A 15,007-nucleotide genomic window follows, 5' to 3' on the forward strand; every position below is an offset into this window, starting at 1 on the left:
CTCGAACGGGTCGAGAAGGAGACACCGATGCCCACATTCGAGAACCCGGCGGCCGACGCCGATGAAGTCCAGGCAGCGCTTCGCGCGCTCGCGCACGCGACCCGTTCCATCGAGGACCCGCGCCAGATCTATTCGGTTCTCGGGTCGCTCACGTCCGCGGTGGCGTCACTGAGCCAGTCGCTCCATCAGCTCGCGACCTTCCATGACAACGCGGCTATGAAGGGCGTCTGGGTCGCGGGTGACTCCCGGGCCGGACGCGCGGCGACGTTCCAGGTGTCATGGGAACTCCACCGGGCCGGCGAGATCCTCCATCAGGTGTCGGACTCGATCGCCAGCGCCCACAACGCCGAGTCGCGGATCACCTACACCCACCGCGACTTACCGGGGTTCGCTGAGGCAACCAACCGGTCAGCTCACAACGGGCTCCAGTTGTGAACGGTTGGAAGGAGGGCCGGCTGCGCAGTGCAGTCCTTGTCTCCCCGCGACGTGAGCGCCGACGGGATCGCCGTACGCGTCGGGCCGCAGCGAGCGCACTGCTCGCGGACGACCGCGACGGCCGGAAGGCAGCAGCCAAGGCGAAGGCCGACGAACTGGCGGCCGAGCGTCGCGCGACCACTGTGTTGCCCAAGGCAGGCGAGCCCGGCCCGGCGGCTCTCCGCACACCGGGGCGACTGCGGCTCCCGCGGCATCAGGACACTTCTGCCACGCTCGCGGGCGCGTATCCGTTCCTGGCTGAGGGCGGACTCGGTAGCGAAGGCGTGTTTGTCGGCCAGGACCTCTACTCGGGCAGCTCCTTCGTCTATGACCCGTGGGTGCTTTACGCCCGCGGCCTGATCACGGCGCCGAATCTCGTCCTTGCTGGAATCGTGGGCGCCGGCAAGTCAGCGTTGGCGAAGAGCCTTTACACACGCTCGATCCCGTTCGGCCGCCGCGTGTACGTCCCCGGCGACCCGAAGGGCGAGCACACAGCGGTCGCCGAGGCCGTGGGCGGCAAGGCGATCGCTCTCGGACACGGGATGGCCAACAGGCTCAACCCGCTCGATGAGGGCCACCGACCCAACGGGCTCGACGACCTCCAGTGGGCAGCGCAAGTGACCGCTCGACGTCGAGAGCTCGTCGGCGCACTCGCGGAGACAGTGCTCGACCGGCGACTCACTCCGCTGGAGCACACGGCGGTCGATGTCGCCCTCGCCGACGCCGTCCGCTCGTCCGAAGTCCCCGTCCTGCCGATGGTCGTTGACCGGCTCCTCGCCCCCAATCCGACCACAGATACTGACGGCCGCCTCGCCGAGGACGGCCGCCTCGCGGGACACGCCCTGCGACGTCTCGTGGCGGGTGACCTAGCGGGTCTCTTCGACGGACCGTCAACCGTGCGGTTCGACCCGACCTTGCCGATGGTGTCGCTCGACCTGTCGCGCGTGACGGAGAACGCCACGCTGATCTCGGTGCTGATGACCTGCGCTTCGGCCTGGATGGAGTCCGCGCTGCTCGATCCGAGCGGGGGCCAGCGATGGGTCGTGTACGACGAGGCGTGGCGACTCATGTCGCACCCCGCCCTGCTGCGACGCATGGACGCCCACTGGCGCCTCGCGCGGCACTACGGGATCGCGAACATGCTGATCTTCCACAAGCTCTCCGACCTCGACAACGTCGGCGACCAGGGCTCTGCAATGCGCGCCCTCGCCTCATCCCTGCTCGCCAACGCCGACACCCGCGTCGTGTACCGGCAGGAGTCCGACCAGCTCGGCACAACCGCTGCCGCCCTGGGACTCACCGGCACCGAGCAGTCGCTGTTGCCCACGCTCGACACCGGCCAGGGGCTGTGGCGGATCAAGCACAGGTCGCTCGTTGTCCAGCATCAGCTGCACCCAGCTGAGCTGGACCTCTTTGAAACCGGTGCGCGCGCGAGGGGTGCGGCTCCGGCCGCACACCTGACCTCCGACACAGGAGGCATCCGATGAGAGTCCAGACCCGCGATCTCGCGGCCCGCGAGGAGAAGCTCGAGGCCCTACAACAGAAGCTGACGGAGTCGGTTGGCGCTCTGGTCACCGGCGACGACTGGAAGCGCGCACTGGCGTTCGCGGCGAAGTTCCGCTCGCGGTCGTTCAACAATACGTTGCTGATCTACGTCCAGCATTACGCCGCGTTCCAACAGGGCCGCGTGCCGGAGCCGATGCCGACGTACGTCGCCGGCTTCCGCCAGTGGATGAGCCTCAACCGCGCCGTAATGAAGGGACAGTCCGGGTACGCGATTCTCGCCCCGGTCACCGCCAGGTTCGCCTCATCCAATCCCGCTGACCCCGACTCGTGGCACCGACTTGGTCGCGGCGAAAAGCCCGGCTTCGGAGAAGCCGTCCGCTCGAAGCTGATTGGTCTGAAACCGGCGTACGTCTGGGACATCTCACAGACCGACGGCGAGGACATCCCCGAGACACCTCGCCCGACTCTCCTCCAAGGTGTGGCACCTGATGGCCTGTGGGACGGCCTCGCGGACCAGATCACTGCGCAAGGCTTTGAACTGCGGCTCGTGTCGAACGCGAAGTCGATCGGTGGCGCTAACGGGCTGACCGACTACATGACTCGCGAGGTGTCGGTGCGCATGGACATGGACGATGCCGCCCAGGTCAAGACCCTCGCTCACGAACTTGGCCACGTGATGCTCCACGGACCCGACAACGCCGACGCCGCGATGCACCGCGGAATCGCGGAGGTTGAAGCCGAATCCGTTGCCCTCATGGTCGGCGCAGCGCACGGGCTCGCGACCGACGACTACACGATTCCGTACGTCGCCTCCTGGGCCAGCAGCGTTCCGGGCAAGACACCCGTCGAGGTCGTCCAGTCGACCGCCGAACGTGTCCGCGGCGCTGCTGTCACGATCCTCGACAAGCTCGACACTCCGCAGGTCGGTGACGGCAACCCGCCTGGCCTCGACAGAGAGGCCCTGGCCGCAGGCCGTGCCACCGGACCTATGCAGACGACCGCCCAGCGACAAGTGGAGCCGGTCGGACTATGAGCATGCTCAACCCTGCCGCGCCCTATCGCCGAGACGATCGCTCGACTCTGCGGGTGCCAGTCGTGATGCCGTTAGTCGAGGTCGTCGTCGACGCGGACGGATTTCTGACCGTCACACTCGATCGAGAGCCCTACTCGGCAGACGGGGCCCTGCGACGCGAGGACCTGCGGCGCACCCTGGTCGATATTGCCTCCGACCTTGCGACGCCGATCCGAGTCGAGGTGCGTGAGGCAGACGACTCCACCTTCACCGACATCATCACCCCCAACCAACGCGATGCTGAGCCTGCGCCCGCCGCCCGTCGCGTGCTCGCCTCTCCATTCGGCATCTCTGGCGATGGGTTCACGGCCGGCGAGGAGGTGGAGGTCTGCGTCGTCGTCGCGCGGCAGGTGGCTGCGGACGACGGCAGTACGCAACTGCGCCTGCCACCTGCTTTGCTCGCCTCCCACCCGGAAGTCGTCCTCGTTGGTCGAACCTCGGGTGCCGTCGCGCTGAGTGGCGGTGCGGCGTGAATCCCCGCGGGCAGGGCGTGGACGACGATCTGGTCAACCTCGGGCTCATCGTCATCGCCGCTGTCGGCTTCATCGCCGCGATCCTGCGACTCGCCGGCTCGGCCGCTGCTTGGCTGTTCGGCGGTTCCCAACCGAACGGCGGCTGGGAGTCCGGAATCGGTGTGCTGAGCCACCCGGGCGACCCTGCCTCAGCCCTCGGCAGCACAGGCCTCTCGCCGTGGGCCTACTGGTTGGTGTTGATCGTGATGGTCGCGGCGGCCGTCGCCCTCGCAGTCGTGGTGTGGCGGCGCATCGGATCGATGAAACACAAGACGTCGCACGACCCGCGTCGCCTAGCCGGAGTCGCCACTGGGCGCGACGTACGAGCCGTCGCCTCACGACGGGCACTCCTGTCACGCGGCAGGACGCTCCGCCCATCGATGGATAACCCGTCGCCCGCCGACGTCGGCTACCTGCTGGGCCGCTCACGCGGCCAAGGAGTGTGGGCATCTGTCGAGGACTCGATCCTGCTGCTCGGCCCACCCCGCTCAGGGAAGGGCCTGCACGTCGTCATCAACGCGGTCCTCGACGCTCCCGGCGCAGTCATCACCACCGCGACCCGACCCGACAACATCGCCGCGACGCTGACTGCGCGGCAGGCTCGCGGCCCAGTCGCTGTCTTCGATCCGCAACGCCTCGCCGACGGACTGCCTGCTGGACTTCGCTGGTCTCCCGTCCGTGGATGCGAGGACCCGCTGACGGCGATGATTCGCGCCACCGGTCTCGCCTCGGCCACAGGTCTCTCGACGGGAGGCGTCGAGTCGGGCGGCTTCTGGGAGGGCAAGACCCGCACCGCGCTTCAAGCTCTGCTTCATGCGGCGGCGCTCGACAACCGGACGCCGCGTGAACTGTTCGGCTGGACACTTTCGCCATCGGCCGCGGCAGACGCGGTTGCGATTCTGTCGAGCAACCCGAATGCCGCGCCGGGTTGGGCCGACTCGCTGGACTCGATGATCCATTCAGATCCACGCACTCGAGATTCGATCTGGATGGGTGTCTCCCTAGCTCTCTCGTGCCTTGCCGATCCGCGGGTCCTCGACGCCGTGTCGCCGAAGCCAGGCGAGCACTTCGACCCGGTCGACTTTCTCACGACCAACGGCACGCTCTACCTGCTCGCGACTGGCGCCGGCGCGGGCGCATCGTGGTCGTTGGTCGCCGCGTTCATCGAGGATCTCGTCGAGACGGCACGTCACTTGGCCGCCGCGTCGCCCGGGGCACGACTCGACCCACCGCTCCTGCTCGCGTTGGACGAGATCGGCAACCTCTCGCCACTACCGTCGCTACCTGTGCTCATGGCCGAGGGCGGCGGCACAGGGATCACGACGATGCCAGTCCTTCAGTCGCTGTCGCAGGCACGCGACAAGTGGGGCGACCACGCGGCCGGCGCGATCTGGGACGCCTCCATCGTGAAGGTCATCCTCGGGGGCACGTCCTCGGCGCGTGACCTCCAGGACCTGTCCGTGCTCATCGGCGAACGCGACGAACGCACCGACACCGTCTCCGTCGGCGACTACGGCTCCCGCTCGTTGCAGCGGTCCACCCGACGGGTGCCCGTCATGCCACCCGAATCCATCCGGACGCTCTCGTTCGGCACCGCGCTCGTTCTGCTCCGCAGCGCCCCTCCACTGGTGACGGACCTTCGTCCCTGGACGGCACGCAAAGAGGCAGATCAGCTCGGCGCGGACCGCACCGCCGTCGAGGGAGCCCTCCGCCGACGTTGAACCAGCGGATTCGTCGGTGCGGCCCGCTACGGTCCCGACTTGAGGCAGGCACCAGCCGGCTGAGGACGAGAGGGCACCAATGTTTGACCACGACCGTGATATTCCACGCGCCTACACGGTGCCCGGTCTGGCCCACACGGCGGCGAGCGCGCTGGCGGTGACGTGGGCGCTGGAGCAGGCGAAGACCCTCGGTGAGCAGGTCGCGTTGTACGCCCCCGGCAAGCAGAACCTCAACGACGTTCAGCGCGACCATCCAGCCGTCCACGCTCTCATTTCGCGGGGGGTGCCGGTTCGCACATGGCGCGATCATCATCCAGGTCATGGTGTGGTGATCGCGTTGTGGCCGGACGAGAAGCACTTGTTGGAAGCCGACGAGAGCAGTGCCACGCAGGCGCTGGTGTCGGTCACCTGGAACGCGAAGGACACGCTCGCGTGGGCGCAAGCCAAGAACGCGGCGCCCCTCGGTGGTACTCGTCCTGACATCAGCCCGATTCGGGCACTCGACCCGGTGGTCGCTGTCGCGATCGATGGGCTCGGTGTCGTTGTCGGACAACACAAGCCCGTCGACGGCTACTACCGCGGCGCTATTGGGAAGGGGCTAACCATCCTGCTCCGGGCCGGTTACGCGCTGGACCCCACGGCGCTGCACGCACACGCTATCGGCCACGGTTGGCGTGCCGACAACGCTCACACCCTCCGCGAGGTCGCCACCCGGATCAATGAAGGTCGTGTCATCCAAGGGATGAAGACCGCGCCCCTCCGCGACGACATCCTCGACCACTGGCGCGCAGGCGCCGCCGATCCCGACGAGGACGAGGCATGAGCGGCACGCGGGACATTGCGTTCGGCAATCTGGATCGACCGGCAGCTCGCGTTAACCCGCCCTCCGGGCCGAGCTTCGGAGATGTCGTCTCGGCAACCAGCCGCCCGACGTCCAAGGTCGAAGACAGCGTGAAGGACTTCCTCCGTGAATCCGGGTTCCGTGTCACGAAGGGCCCAATGGGCGTGGTTTGCCATCACCCGGACGAACGCGGTCGCAGCCTCACCCTCACCCCCGACATCGTTCTCCGCGAACTATGGCTCGCCATCGAGGTCGACCCGTGCGGTCCCGTCGGGAGCCATGGCTACAGCCACGCTGGCGCCGAGGAGAAGGACCGGACCCGAAACGCGCTCCTCGCCGCCGTGGGCTGGACCGTCATCCGTCTCCGCCTCGGAGCGACGGAGGGCGCACAAATCGGTGAACGCGACCTCATCATCGAGTCGAGCGGGTTCACCAGGGCAGCGCAGACCGCGCTTCTCGAAGCGATCGAGGACTACCGCCAGGAGCGTCCTCCCCGTGTGCGGGTCGTCCCCAAGGGCAAGACCCCGGCGACTGCCGCCCGACGCTCACATGTGGTCAACATCGGGCTCGACCGATACAGCGACGACACCTACTGGTTCACCTGGTACCCGGTCCTCGACGAAGCCGAGAACCACAAGTACCGGCTCGCTGCCGATGGCCGCTACCTCTACGCCCGCACCGGCCGGGGCTCCGCGTTCGTCGCCGAAGTCGGCCTTCACCAGGTCGACCGGGCCGACTGGAGGGCCAGGCTGACCGACTACCTCGCCGACAAGACCCCGGCCAGCCTCCGAGGTACCACCAAATGGCCCTGGGGCGACACCCTTCTGATTCCAGCCCTACCAGACGACCAGGTAGGCAATGAGATCATCCGAGCCAGCGACCACGAGAAACAGACCATCGACCGCATCGAATTCTGGTTCACCATCAGCGGCGACTCCATTGGCGGCTGGACATCAGACGCCTTGCGCCGTGCGGACGAGACGCCAATCGTGACAATCCACCCCGCCGCGGCCGCCCTCGGCTACCGATTCGTTGAGGTCACCCTCGATCGCGGCCACCGAGGTTCCTACCAGCGCATCACCGTCAGCCGCGCCGCCGCCTGAGTCGCGGTCGGCGGAGGCTACTGATGGACTCCTCCCGCCGGCGTCCCCTCCTGCGACCGAGCCGACGGGCTCCGAACGATGGACGGCCACACGCAGAACTGCGCTGAGCTACCAGCACGACTACAGGGCGAACGGATTAGATCGCACACCTGACTTCTGAGAGCGGTCGCCACCCGAGGCGCCGCGCGACATCAGGAGTCAGCATGACGATTCCCATCCAGATGAGCCTGCACGGGTTCATCGCGACTGCGCCGCAGCTCAACTTCACCGGCAACGGCGCGGCGCGCTTCTACGCCCGAGTCGGTGTCGAGCACTACCGCAAGGAGACCGACGGCAGCTTCACGAAGCTGGACTCGACCTTCCACGACATGGTCGCCTACGCCAAGACGGCCGAGCGCGCGTACGCGAACTTCAAGGTTGGCGACAACTTCGTCGCGTCGGGCTACACGAGCGAGTACGAGGTCGACCGCAACGGCCAGGCCGAGGCCCGCGAGGAGTTCGTCGCCCGCCGGATCGGGCACGACCTCGCCCGCACCAAGTACGACGTCGACCGGACGCCGTCGCGTCAGCTCGACCCGCCGAACCTCGATCTGCCAGTGGGCAAGGAGCCGGCCAAGGTCGTCGGTCTCTAAGGCTGCGCGATGACCACCGACATCGAGCAGGACCAGCTCACCTTCATCGAGCCGGACGACTACGCCGTTGGTGGCGACCACCCGAGCGGCAGCCCCGAGCGTCCCAGGGCTGCCGGCTCGGAGGACGAGCCACCGCGCCCGATCAACTGGAACCTGCTGACGGCTGACGAGGCCGAGGCCGAGTGGCTCGACCTCAACGCGTGGGTGAACTGGCTGCGGACGACGTACGGACTTCCGCCGACGGTCGTGCCGCCGTACTGGCATCGCCACGACGAGCTGGTCTGGGAGCTCTCGGCCCTGCACACGCACTGGCTCAACGCCTACGACCAAGAGGGCAGCCCCTCGGCGCCGTTGGCGTGGCACCGCGACTTCGCCGACGCCCGGAACCGGCTGCGCGAGTGGGTCTCCACCTCGGGCACGAAGCTCGACCGCGACCGGCCCACACGGCTCACGACGTGGCCGGGCGAAGAGCCGGCCGAGTCCGGCAGCGAGACCGAAATCGAAGACCGCGACGCCGACTTCATCGCCTACGTCCTCGAAGACGTCGCGGCTCGACGTCGCATCGAGGAAGACGCTCGGCTGCTCGTCCGAGCGTCCTGACTCTCCTCGCCCCCGCCTGTCCACCGAGTTGTCCACAGCTCGCACAACCGGATCGGCGCCATCCCACCACCCGGCCAGACGGTGAAAGGCGATCCACCCCACGAAAGGACCTGGCATGTTGCTCGCCCACGCGGTCACTCTTGCAGAGGCGCGGTCATACCTCGCGGCTCTCGCCGATCGAACACTGACCTTCGACGCATCGGTCGAGTACGAGCGCGTCCTGCTCCAACTCGACTTCCTCCACGGGGACTTCATCCCCGGCATCTCGCGCGTCCCGGCATACAGCCGCGACGTCCTGTTCGACGTCGCGTATGCCGCCATCGAAGAGCTCGGCGAGCACGGGATCGACCTTCTCTCCGTCGAGCTGCTGGTCGACATGCTGGAGGTGGCCTGGGCGAAGGACCTGCCCTGATGTACGGCGAGAACAGCGGCCATCTCCGCGACGCCATGGGCGCGCTCCTACGCGAACACCGCATCCAGCAGCGCCTCGGCGGCAAAGGCACCCACACCGTGCCCGAGACCACCACCCTCGCCGAACGCGAGGAACTCGGCCGGCAGATCCGCCGTTACCGCGAATGCGTGCTGACCTGGAGCCTGCAGGCCGTCCGCGCCGCCAACCCGCGCGCCGACCTCGGAGGCACCACCGTCCACAGCCGGGGGCCAGCCGAAGAGCTGCGGTTCCGACTCACGGAGGCACTGACGGCGTCGAGTGCCGACCTAGCGCCTGCCGTGGAACTCACCACCGAACAGCAGTTCGCCACCGTCGAGGCCTGGCGACAGGCCGCCCGTGCTGCGGTGCTCGGCGAACACGACTTCCCAGCCGGAGTTCGTTACAGCGACCTGACCGACCAGCAGTGCATGACGGTACTCAAGGACGCCGCCGACGTTGTCCGCGGACTCATCGCGCTCGACCGCCGCTACTCGAACGTGCCCGGCTGGGAGAAGCTCCACAACCAAGGGTGGCTCGGCCGCGCCGCGGAGACGTGCGCCGCTCACGCCGGGCACGACGAGCCCGACTACGCCGTCGACCGCCAGGGATGGCAGCCGAAACCTGAACCAATGGACGGCCCTGCGATGCCGGGCCTGGCTGGAGTTATGCAGGCGGAGTACAACCTGCTGTTGAACCTCGACGAGATCCCCGACGCCCGCAGCCTCCGCGTCGTCATGGACTCCCAGCGCGTCATCACCCATGAGGCAACGCTGCGGGTGGCCGAAGCCGAGTCCGACCTGACATCGAGGTGGACGGCCCGCGTGACGACGTACACGAAGCTGGTTCAGGAAACCCGTGATCTCGGCGGCGTCCTCGGCAGAAACCGCGCCGCAGGCCACGGCGCGCTCGCTGCCAGCCGCGCGCAGAAGCTCGGCCCCAAGCCGCTGACCGATCCCAATCAGCTCCGGCAACTCGACCGCCTCTTCAACCGCATCGACCAACGCGTGTACGCGGCAGTCGAGCACGGGGTCCGCGAACGGCTCTACTTCCTCCGCGTCCCCATCGCACGCATCGATGACCACTCGCCTGGCCCCGTCAAGGGACAACGGCAGCGCTATGCGCCGATCACGTCACCCGCCCAGACCGACCTCATCGCCATCGTCCGCAACGAGCTGCGACCCGGGCCGATCCGTCTGAGTCCGCCAGACGGTTCCGCAAGGAGCCGCGCCGACTTCGATGCCGCGATCAATCACCGGCCCGGGGATGACCCGGGACCATCGCTTGCGCTGTGATCAGGCGCTGAGTGCCTTGCGACGTACTGCCGCGAGGTCTGTCTCCAGCTTGTCCAGCGCGGCCTTGAGGTCGTCGACCGGGGCGATTGCCTGGAGCACGAGCGAACGCACCACCGTCGAGATCGGCAAACCTCGCTGCTCGGCGTACGCCGTCAGCTCGTCGAACTCATCCTCACGGAAGCGAACCTGAAGGTTGCGAGCCCTGGGATGTCCACTAGTGACTTTGACGTGGGCAGGCAACGGAGCGCTGGGGTCGCTGGTGAGCTCCGCTTCCTCAGCCGCCTTCGCCTCGGCGGCGATCAGGTCCTCAATCTTCGTGCCCATCGTCGTCTCCTTCCTCTCCGTCGTCGTTTCCTCGGCTGTAAATGCTGCGGTCCTTGCTGTTGGACACCCAACCGTTCGCGCCGAACTCGGTCCCGTCGTGCACAACGACGATGACAGTGATGATGTCGTCTGCGGCGACCGAGAACCCGATGATCCTGACGCTTTGCCCGCTTCTGCTGTTGTAGTCCGGGTCGATCACAATCCGGTTCGGGTCTCCGAGCGCTTCGTTGGCGACGTCAGGCGTGATGCCGTGGTTGGCCTTCATGTGCGCTGCGCCGTGGGTCCAGTCGACGCGCTCGAACCCTCGGTTATCGTAATGCATTTCATTACGAATAGGTAGTGGCGTGACTTCGGCCTCGGCCTCGGCCGGCCGCTCGCTTTCAGACGACATCCCCATCACCGCCCCTCCGGGGAGCCAGTGCCTCCAAGATGTCGGCCGTCACCGGGTCGACGTTCTCGTCCGGCTGGATGTAGTGCTCCTTCGTGATCTTCGTCGACGTGTGCCCGAGCATTTCGGCCGCGAGATCGGGGCCGCTAGCGCGGTCAAGGAAGGTCGCCACTGTCCGTCGGAAGGAGTGCGGGGTGACGCCTTGGATCTCGACGTCCTCCAGCACCGCCCGCAGGCGGCGACGGATGTTATTGGTGGTCAGCGGGGTGTGGTTGCGGCTGAAGAAGATCAGGTGGTCCGGGTCTTCCTCGGAGATCAGGACGAGACGCTGCCGGAGCACCTCAGCTACGAAGGACGGGACGGACACGGTCCGGGTCGACTTCTGCGTCTTGGGGTGGTGCTGGCGATGGGTGGGCTTTCCCCTCGGCGACACGATGGTCCCGCAGATGCGTACCGTCGCAGGGGAGACGGTGACATCGACGTCGCACTTGCGGATCGCCAGTACCTCGCCGATGCGGGCCGACGTCCCGAGCAGGACCTCGATGATCTGCTCCAACTGCCCGTCTGGCGGCGGGCCGGCGAACCCAACACCTCGACGCCAACTCCGAGCTGCCTCCCGGATCGCTTCGATCTCTTCGATGGTGAGCGCCTTGGCCTGCGAGGGCGGCTTGTGGAGCTTCGCGGTGTCACGCACCGGGTTCTCCCGCAGGGCGTCGTACCGAACAGCCAGACCGAACGCGAGGCTAAGTACCGTCTTAGCCTGCTTCGCGGTGCTGTAACTCTTGCTCGCCGCCAGCGCCTTAAGGAAGCGGTCGACCCGACCGACCGTCACCTCTCTCAGGGCATAGTGCTCGAACACCGGCAGCACGAGCTGGCGCATGTTGCGCTCGTACAGCGCCCGTGTGCTCTCAGCCACCTTTCCCGTCAGGTCAAGGTCATCGAGCCACAGGTCGACGAGCTGCTTGAACGAGCTGTCCGGGGTGATCTCGTTGTAGTTGGTCCGGCTCGTACGGGTCCCGAGCTGCTCCTTGAGGTTTCGCTCGGCAGTCTTCTGCGTCGCGCCGACCGCCGAAACCCGACGGACCTGGCCGTCATCGTCGCGGTAGCGAGCCCGAGCCCGGACCAGGCCGGACGGCGTCCTCTCGAAATGAATCTCCCCGAAGGTCCCGATAGGTGTGCGCGGCCTACCCATGACCGATCACCCAGCCTTGTCCGCCGAATCGATCTGATCGAAGCCGCGCTGCTGGCTGAGCCAGTCCCGAACGTCGCAGACGAAGTACCGGACGTGACGACCGACCCGCACCGAGCAAGGGCCGGTGCCTTCCTGACGCCACTTGTAGAGCGTCTTGATGGGTACGCCGAGATACTCGGAGAGCTCCTCGATGCCGATCAACGGCTCCAGGCCGTTCAGTGTGTTGGTCTCCATGACCAACAGGTGCGCTTCCATGCCCGCGGCTGCGGGCAACATCGAGCACCGACGGGCACAGATTCCGCGGGAGACACCCACGCCGGGCGTTCAGCCCGAGTATTTGGACACTTTCTGCCCACACGATCAAATCACCAAACCAAACAGGGCCGTGGATCCACTGGATCCACGGCCCTGACGAGTAGCGGGGGCAGGATTTGAACCTGCGACCTCTGGGTTATGAGCCCAGCGAGCTACCGAGCTGCTCCACCCCGCGTCGGTGAAGAAAAGGTTACCGGCGGGCGCTGCGTACTCCAAATCGAGGGGGCCGCTCGATGTGGTCGGATGCTCGTGCAACCCCGGCGGGTGCGAGATCCGTCTTCGGGGCATGAGACCACCATCCGACCGGAGGTGCCGGTGAAGCGCGACCGCGAGTTCGAGGAATTCGTGCGCCGCCGACGCCGCGCCCTGCTCACCACCGCGACCGCCCTGACCGCCGGGGACGCGTTCCTGGCTGAGGACCTCGTGCAGGGCACGCTGGTCCGTCTCTACCTCGCCTGGAGGCGAGCGCGGTCGGGGAACGTCGACGCCTACGCCCGGCGGGTGCTGGTGAACGCGTTCATCGACCACCGTCGTCGCCCGTTCGTACGCCGGGAACAGGTCGTCGCCGCTCCCCCGGACGCCCCGGCGCCCGGTGACGGCGACCTCGACCACACGCGGCTTCTCGCCGCGCTGGCCGCGCTGCCGCCACGGATGCGCGCCGCGGTGGTCCTGCGCCACGTCGACGACCTCAGCGTCGAGGACGCCGCCGCGGCGCTGGGCTGCAGCACCGGCACCGTCAAGAGCCAGACCGCCCGAGCGCTCGCCAAGCTGCGCGACGCCCTCGGTGCGCCCACCGAACCGTTCGTCACCTCTGTCCAGGGAGACCGCTCATGAACCACGTCATCGAAGACCTCGGCCGGCTGCGTACCCGCACCGCCACCGATCAGACCGTCCCGGACGACGTCGTCCGTCGCGACCTGGCGCGCGGACGGGCCGCGCTCACCCGTCGCCGCGCGCGCCGCGCGGTCACCGGCCTCGGCGCGACGGCGGCCGCCGCCGTGCTCACGGTCAGCGTGATCTCGGCAGGCTCGACCTCGGACCCGCGCCCGCGTGGTGGTTCCGGCGTCGACCTCGTCGCCTACACCGGGGCCCAGCTCCCCGGGTTCACGGTGGCGAAGGTGCCGGAGGGTTTCGTCCTCCAGGGTGCGAACGAGTACAGCCTCGACATCGCCCGCCCCGACGACCACTCCTCGCTCGACGACTACCAGGGCAAGCTCGTCGTGATGCTCCAGTCCCGCGACGCCACGGGCACCCCGACCGGCACACACGTCGAGATCAGCGGCAGGCCCGGCACGATCTCGACGTACGACCCGACCGCGAAGCAGCTCTTCTACTCCGACGGCACCCACGACATCGTGGTGCAGGCGCCGACCGGGCTCGGGTTGTCCGACGCGGAGCTCGTCGAGTTCGCCTCGGGAGTCACGGTCACCACCGAGGCCGTCGCCGGCGTCGGCTGAGCCGAGCCGGCCGAGGACTCAGGCCAGCAGCAGCTCGCAGGCGCGGCGGGTGTCCAGCTCCGCCTCGCCTGCGGGCGTGCGGCCGTTGAGCACGGTCATCAGCACGCCGAACCAGCACAGGATCACCAGGCGCGCGCGGCGACGCGCGTCCTGCGTGCGCTCCTCGTCGAGACCGGCGGTGCGCATCACCAGCTCCTCGAAGACCGCGTCGATCTGGTCGGACGCCGAGCCGGGCACCTTCTGGGCCAGGTTGTTGGCCTGGATCATCGACAGCGAGAGCTGCGGGTGGTCGAGCATGTCGCGGCCGATCCGGATCAGCAGCTCGGCGACAGCAGCGACCGCGTCGTCGCCGGGGGCCGGGCTCACCGCCTCGTCGTGCAGCCGAAGGACCTGGGAGCGCATCACCGCGGCGAACAGGTGGATCTTCGACGGGAAGTAGCGGTACAGCGTCGCGATCGCCACCCCGGCCTCGCGGGCCACGTCCTGCATCTGCACGCGCTCGAGCTCGTCACGCTCGCCGAGTCGCGCGGCCGCACGGAGGATCCGGCGATAGCGTGCTTTCTGGCCCGCCGAGCTGGGCTCAGCGGGGACGCGTGACTCGCCGACGCGCGGCACGGAACCTCCCGGGTTGCAGGGGACGGTCGCCACCGGCGACCAGAATGGCCTTCAGTATGGCGGAACGAGGAGGCTCCATGACGGACCGCGACGACATCGTCGAGGCGCTGGCGGTCGTGGCGGCCGCGATCGACGCGCGCGACTGGGACACCCTCCGGGCGCGCTTCACGCCGGACACCGTGGCCTACGGCGCCCGTGGCGTCGACGGCCTCGTCGCGCAGCTGGAGGCCTTCATCGGCGGTGTCGGCGTGACCCAGCACCTGCTCGGCAACCACCGGGTCACCGTCGACGGCGACACGGCGCGCTCGCTGACCTACGGGAGGATCCACCACGTGGGCGCGGGCCCGAGGGAGGGCGCGTTCTACGAGTGCATGGGTGAGTACGACGACCACTGGGTGCGCACCGACGCGGGCTGGCAGATCTCCCGCCGCTGGTTCGAGATCAGGATCGAGCTCGGCGACGTGGCCGTGCTCCGCCCGGCCCAGTAGGGCCCGGGGGTTTCGAGGTGGTTCCTGAGGAGGTCGCGCAGCGAC

19 protein-coding genes and 1 tRNA gene are annotated in these 15,007 nt (G+C 67.9%); 14 read left to right on the forward strand and 6 right to left on the reverse strand.

Going from position 1 to position 15,007, the window contains the following annotated elements; translation table 11 throughout:
• Window positions 1-27 precede the first annotated feature (27 nt).
• The 11 genes from EFL26_RS22300 to EFL26_RS22350 all read left to right on the forward strand — a co-directional run bounded on the left by EFL26_RS22300 (window position 28) and on the right by EFL26_RS22350 (window position 10,183).
• Window positions 28-435: a hypothetical protein gene (locus tag EFL26_RS22300; RefSeq protein ID WP_123225105.1), complete on the forward strand. Its 408-nt coding sequence runs from the start codon at window positions 28-30 to the stop codon at window positions 433-435.
• A 323-nt stretch (window positions 436-758) separates the two neighbouring features.
• A complete protein-coding gene (locus EFL26_RS22305; RefSeq protein ID WP_342773546.1) occupies window positions 759-1,961 on the forward strand; it encodes an ATP-binding protein in 1,203 nt (400 codons plus the stop codon).
• A complete protein-coding gene (locus tag EFL26_RS22310) occupies window positions 1,958-3,013 on the forward strand; it encodes a serine/arginine repetitive matrix protein 2 (protein WP_123225107.1) in 1,056 nt (351 codons plus the stop codon). The genes EFL26_RS22305 and EFL26_RS22310 overlap by 4 nt, the downstream gene beginning before the upstream one ends.
• Entirely contained in the window at window positions 3,010-3,525 is a 516-nt protein-coding gene (locus EFL26_RS22315) for a hypothetical protein (protein ID WP_148046805.1), read from the forward strand. Before EFL26_RS22310 ends, EFL26_RS22315 begins: the two co-directional genes overlap by 4 nt.
• 17 nt (window positions 3,526-3,542) lie before the next feature.
• The gene (locus EFL26_RS22320; RefSeq protein WP_246000338.1) at window positions 3,543-5,285 is read left to right on the forward strand and encodes a type IV secretory system conjugative DNA transfer family protein; all 1,743 of its coding nucleotides are present in this window, start codon (window positions 3,543-3,545) and stop codon (window positions 5,283-5,285) included.
• Window positions 5,286-5,364: 79 nt separating this feature from the next.
• Window positions 5,365-6,108, forward strand: a complete 744-nt coding sequence (locus tag EFL26_RS22325) for a hypothetical protein (protein WP_123225110.1) — start codon at window positions 5,365-5,367, stop codon at window positions 6,106-6,108.
• Window positions 6,105-7,229: a PDDEXK family nuclease gene (locus tag EFL26_RS22330; protein WP_148046806.1), complete on the forward strand. Its 1,125-nt coding sequence runs from the start codon at window positions 6,105-6,107 to the stop codon at window positions 7,227-7,229. Before EFL26_RS22325 ends, EFL26_RS22330 begins: the two co-directional genes overlap by 4 nt.
• Window positions 7,230-7,432: 203 nt before the next feature.
• Window positions 7,433-7,861, forward strand: coding sequence for a single-stranded DNA-binding protein (locus EFL26_RS22335; RefSeq protein WP_123225112.1), 429 nt, complete (start codon window positions 7,433-7,435; stop codon window positions 7,859-7,861).
• A gap of 9 nt (window positions 7,862-7,870) precedes the next feature.
• Window positions 7,871-8,461 carry a hypothetical protein gene (locus EFL26_RS22340; RefSeq protein WP_123225113.1) on the forward strand — a complete coding sequence of 197 codons (591 nt, stop codon included), beginning with the start codon at window positions 7,871-7,873 and terminating at the stop codon, window positions 8,459-8,461.
• Window positions 8,462-8,576: 115 nt separating this feature from the next.
• A complete protein-coding gene (locus EFL26_RS22345; RefSeq protein ID WP_123225114.1) occupies window positions 8,577-8,873 on the forward strand; it encodes a hypothetical protein in 297 nt (98 codons plus the stop codon).
• Window positions 8,873-10,183 (forward strand): hypothetical protein, encoded by a 1,311-nt coding sequence (locus tag EFL26_RS22350; protein ID WP_123225115.1) that lies wholly within the window; start codon window positions 8,873-8,875, stop codon window positions 10,181-10,183. Before EFL26_RS22345 ends, EFL26_RS22350 begins: the two co-directional genes overlap by 1 nt.
• Here EFL26_RS22350 and EFL26_RS22355 read toward each other — a convergent pair whose 3' ends face one another.
• From EFL26_RS22355 to EFL26_RS22375, 5 genes are all read right to left on the reverse strand, one after another.
• Window positions 10,184-10,507: a CopG family transcriptional regulator gene (locus tag EFL26_RS22355; RefSeq protein WP_123225116.1), complete on the reverse strand. Its 324-nt coding sequence runs from the start codon at window positions 10,505-10,507 to the stop codon at window positions 10,184-10,186.
• A complete protein-coding gene (locus EFL26_RS22360; protein WP_221177105.1) occupies window positions 10,491-10,904 on the reverse strand; it encodes a hypothetical protein in 414 nt (137 codons plus the stop codon). The genes EFL26_RS22355 and EFL26_RS22360 overlap by 17 nt, the downstream gene beginning before the upstream one ends.
• Window positions 10,888-12,087: a tyrosine-type recombinase/integrase gene (locus EFL26_RS22365; RefSeq protein WP_123225117.1), complete on the reverse strand. Its 1,200-nt coding sequence runs from the start codon at window positions 12,085-12,087 to the stop codon at window positions 10,888-10,890. The genes EFL26_RS22360 and EFL26_RS22365 overlap by 17 nt, the downstream gene beginning before the upstream one ends.
• A gap of 6 nt (window positions 12,088-12,093) precedes the next feature.
• A complete protein-coding gene (locus tag EFL26_RS22370; RefSeq protein ID WP_246000339.1) occupies window positions 12,094-12,342 on the reverse strand; it encodes a helix-turn-helix transcriptional regulator in 249 nt (82 codons plus the stop codon).
• 161 nt (window positions 12,343-12,503) lie between these two features.
• A tRNA-Met gene (locus EFL26_RS22375) sits at window positions 12,504-12,577 on the reverse strand.
• Window positions 12,578-12,717: 140 nt separating this feature from the next.
• Between EFL26_RS22375 and EFL26_RS22380 the strand changes: the two genes are divergently transcribed.
• Both EFL26_RS22380 and EFL26_RS22385 read left to right on the forward strand, forming a co-directional pair.
• Window positions 12,718-13,236, forward strand: a complete 519-nt coding sequence (locus EFL26_RS22380) for a SigE family RNA polymerase sigma factor (RefSeq protein ID WP_342773547.1) — start codon at window positions 12,718-12,720, stop codon at window positions 13,234-13,236.
• The gene (locus EFL26_RS22385; RefSeq protein WP_123225119.1) at window positions 13,233-13,859 is read left to right on the forward strand and encodes a hypothetical protein; all 627 of its coding nucleotides are present in this window, start codon (window positions 13,233-13,235) and stop codon (window positions 13,857-13,859) included. Before EFL26_RS22380 ends, EFL26_RS22385 begins: the two co-directional genes overlap by 4 nt.
• A gap of 18 nt (window positions 13,860-13,877) precedes the next feature.
• Here the strand turns inward: EFL26_RS22385 and EFL26_RS22390 are convergent, their stop codons facing one another.
• The gene (locus tag EFL26_RS22390; protein WP_123225120.1) at window positions 13,878-14,474 is read right to left on the reverse strand and encodes a TetR/AcrR family transcriptional regulator; all 597 of its coding nucleotides are present in this window, start codon (window positions 14,472-14,474) and stop codon (window positions 13,878-13,880) included.
• Between the two features lie 77 nt (window positions 14,475-14,551).
• Between EFL26_RS22390 and EFL26_RS22395 the strand changes: the two genes are divergently transcribed.
• A complete protein-coding gene (locus EFL26_RS22395) occupies window positions 14,552-14,962 on the forward strand; it encodes a nuclear transport factor 2 family protein (RefSeq protein WP_123225121.1) in 411 nt (136 codons plus the stop codon).
• Window positions 14,963-15,007: the final 45 nt, after the last annotated feature.

Source organism: Nocardioides pocheonensis (genome assembly GCF_003725535.1).
Lineage (GTDB): Bacteria > Actinomycetota > Actinomycetes > Propionibacteriales > Nocardioidaceae > Marmoricola > Marmoricola pocheonensis.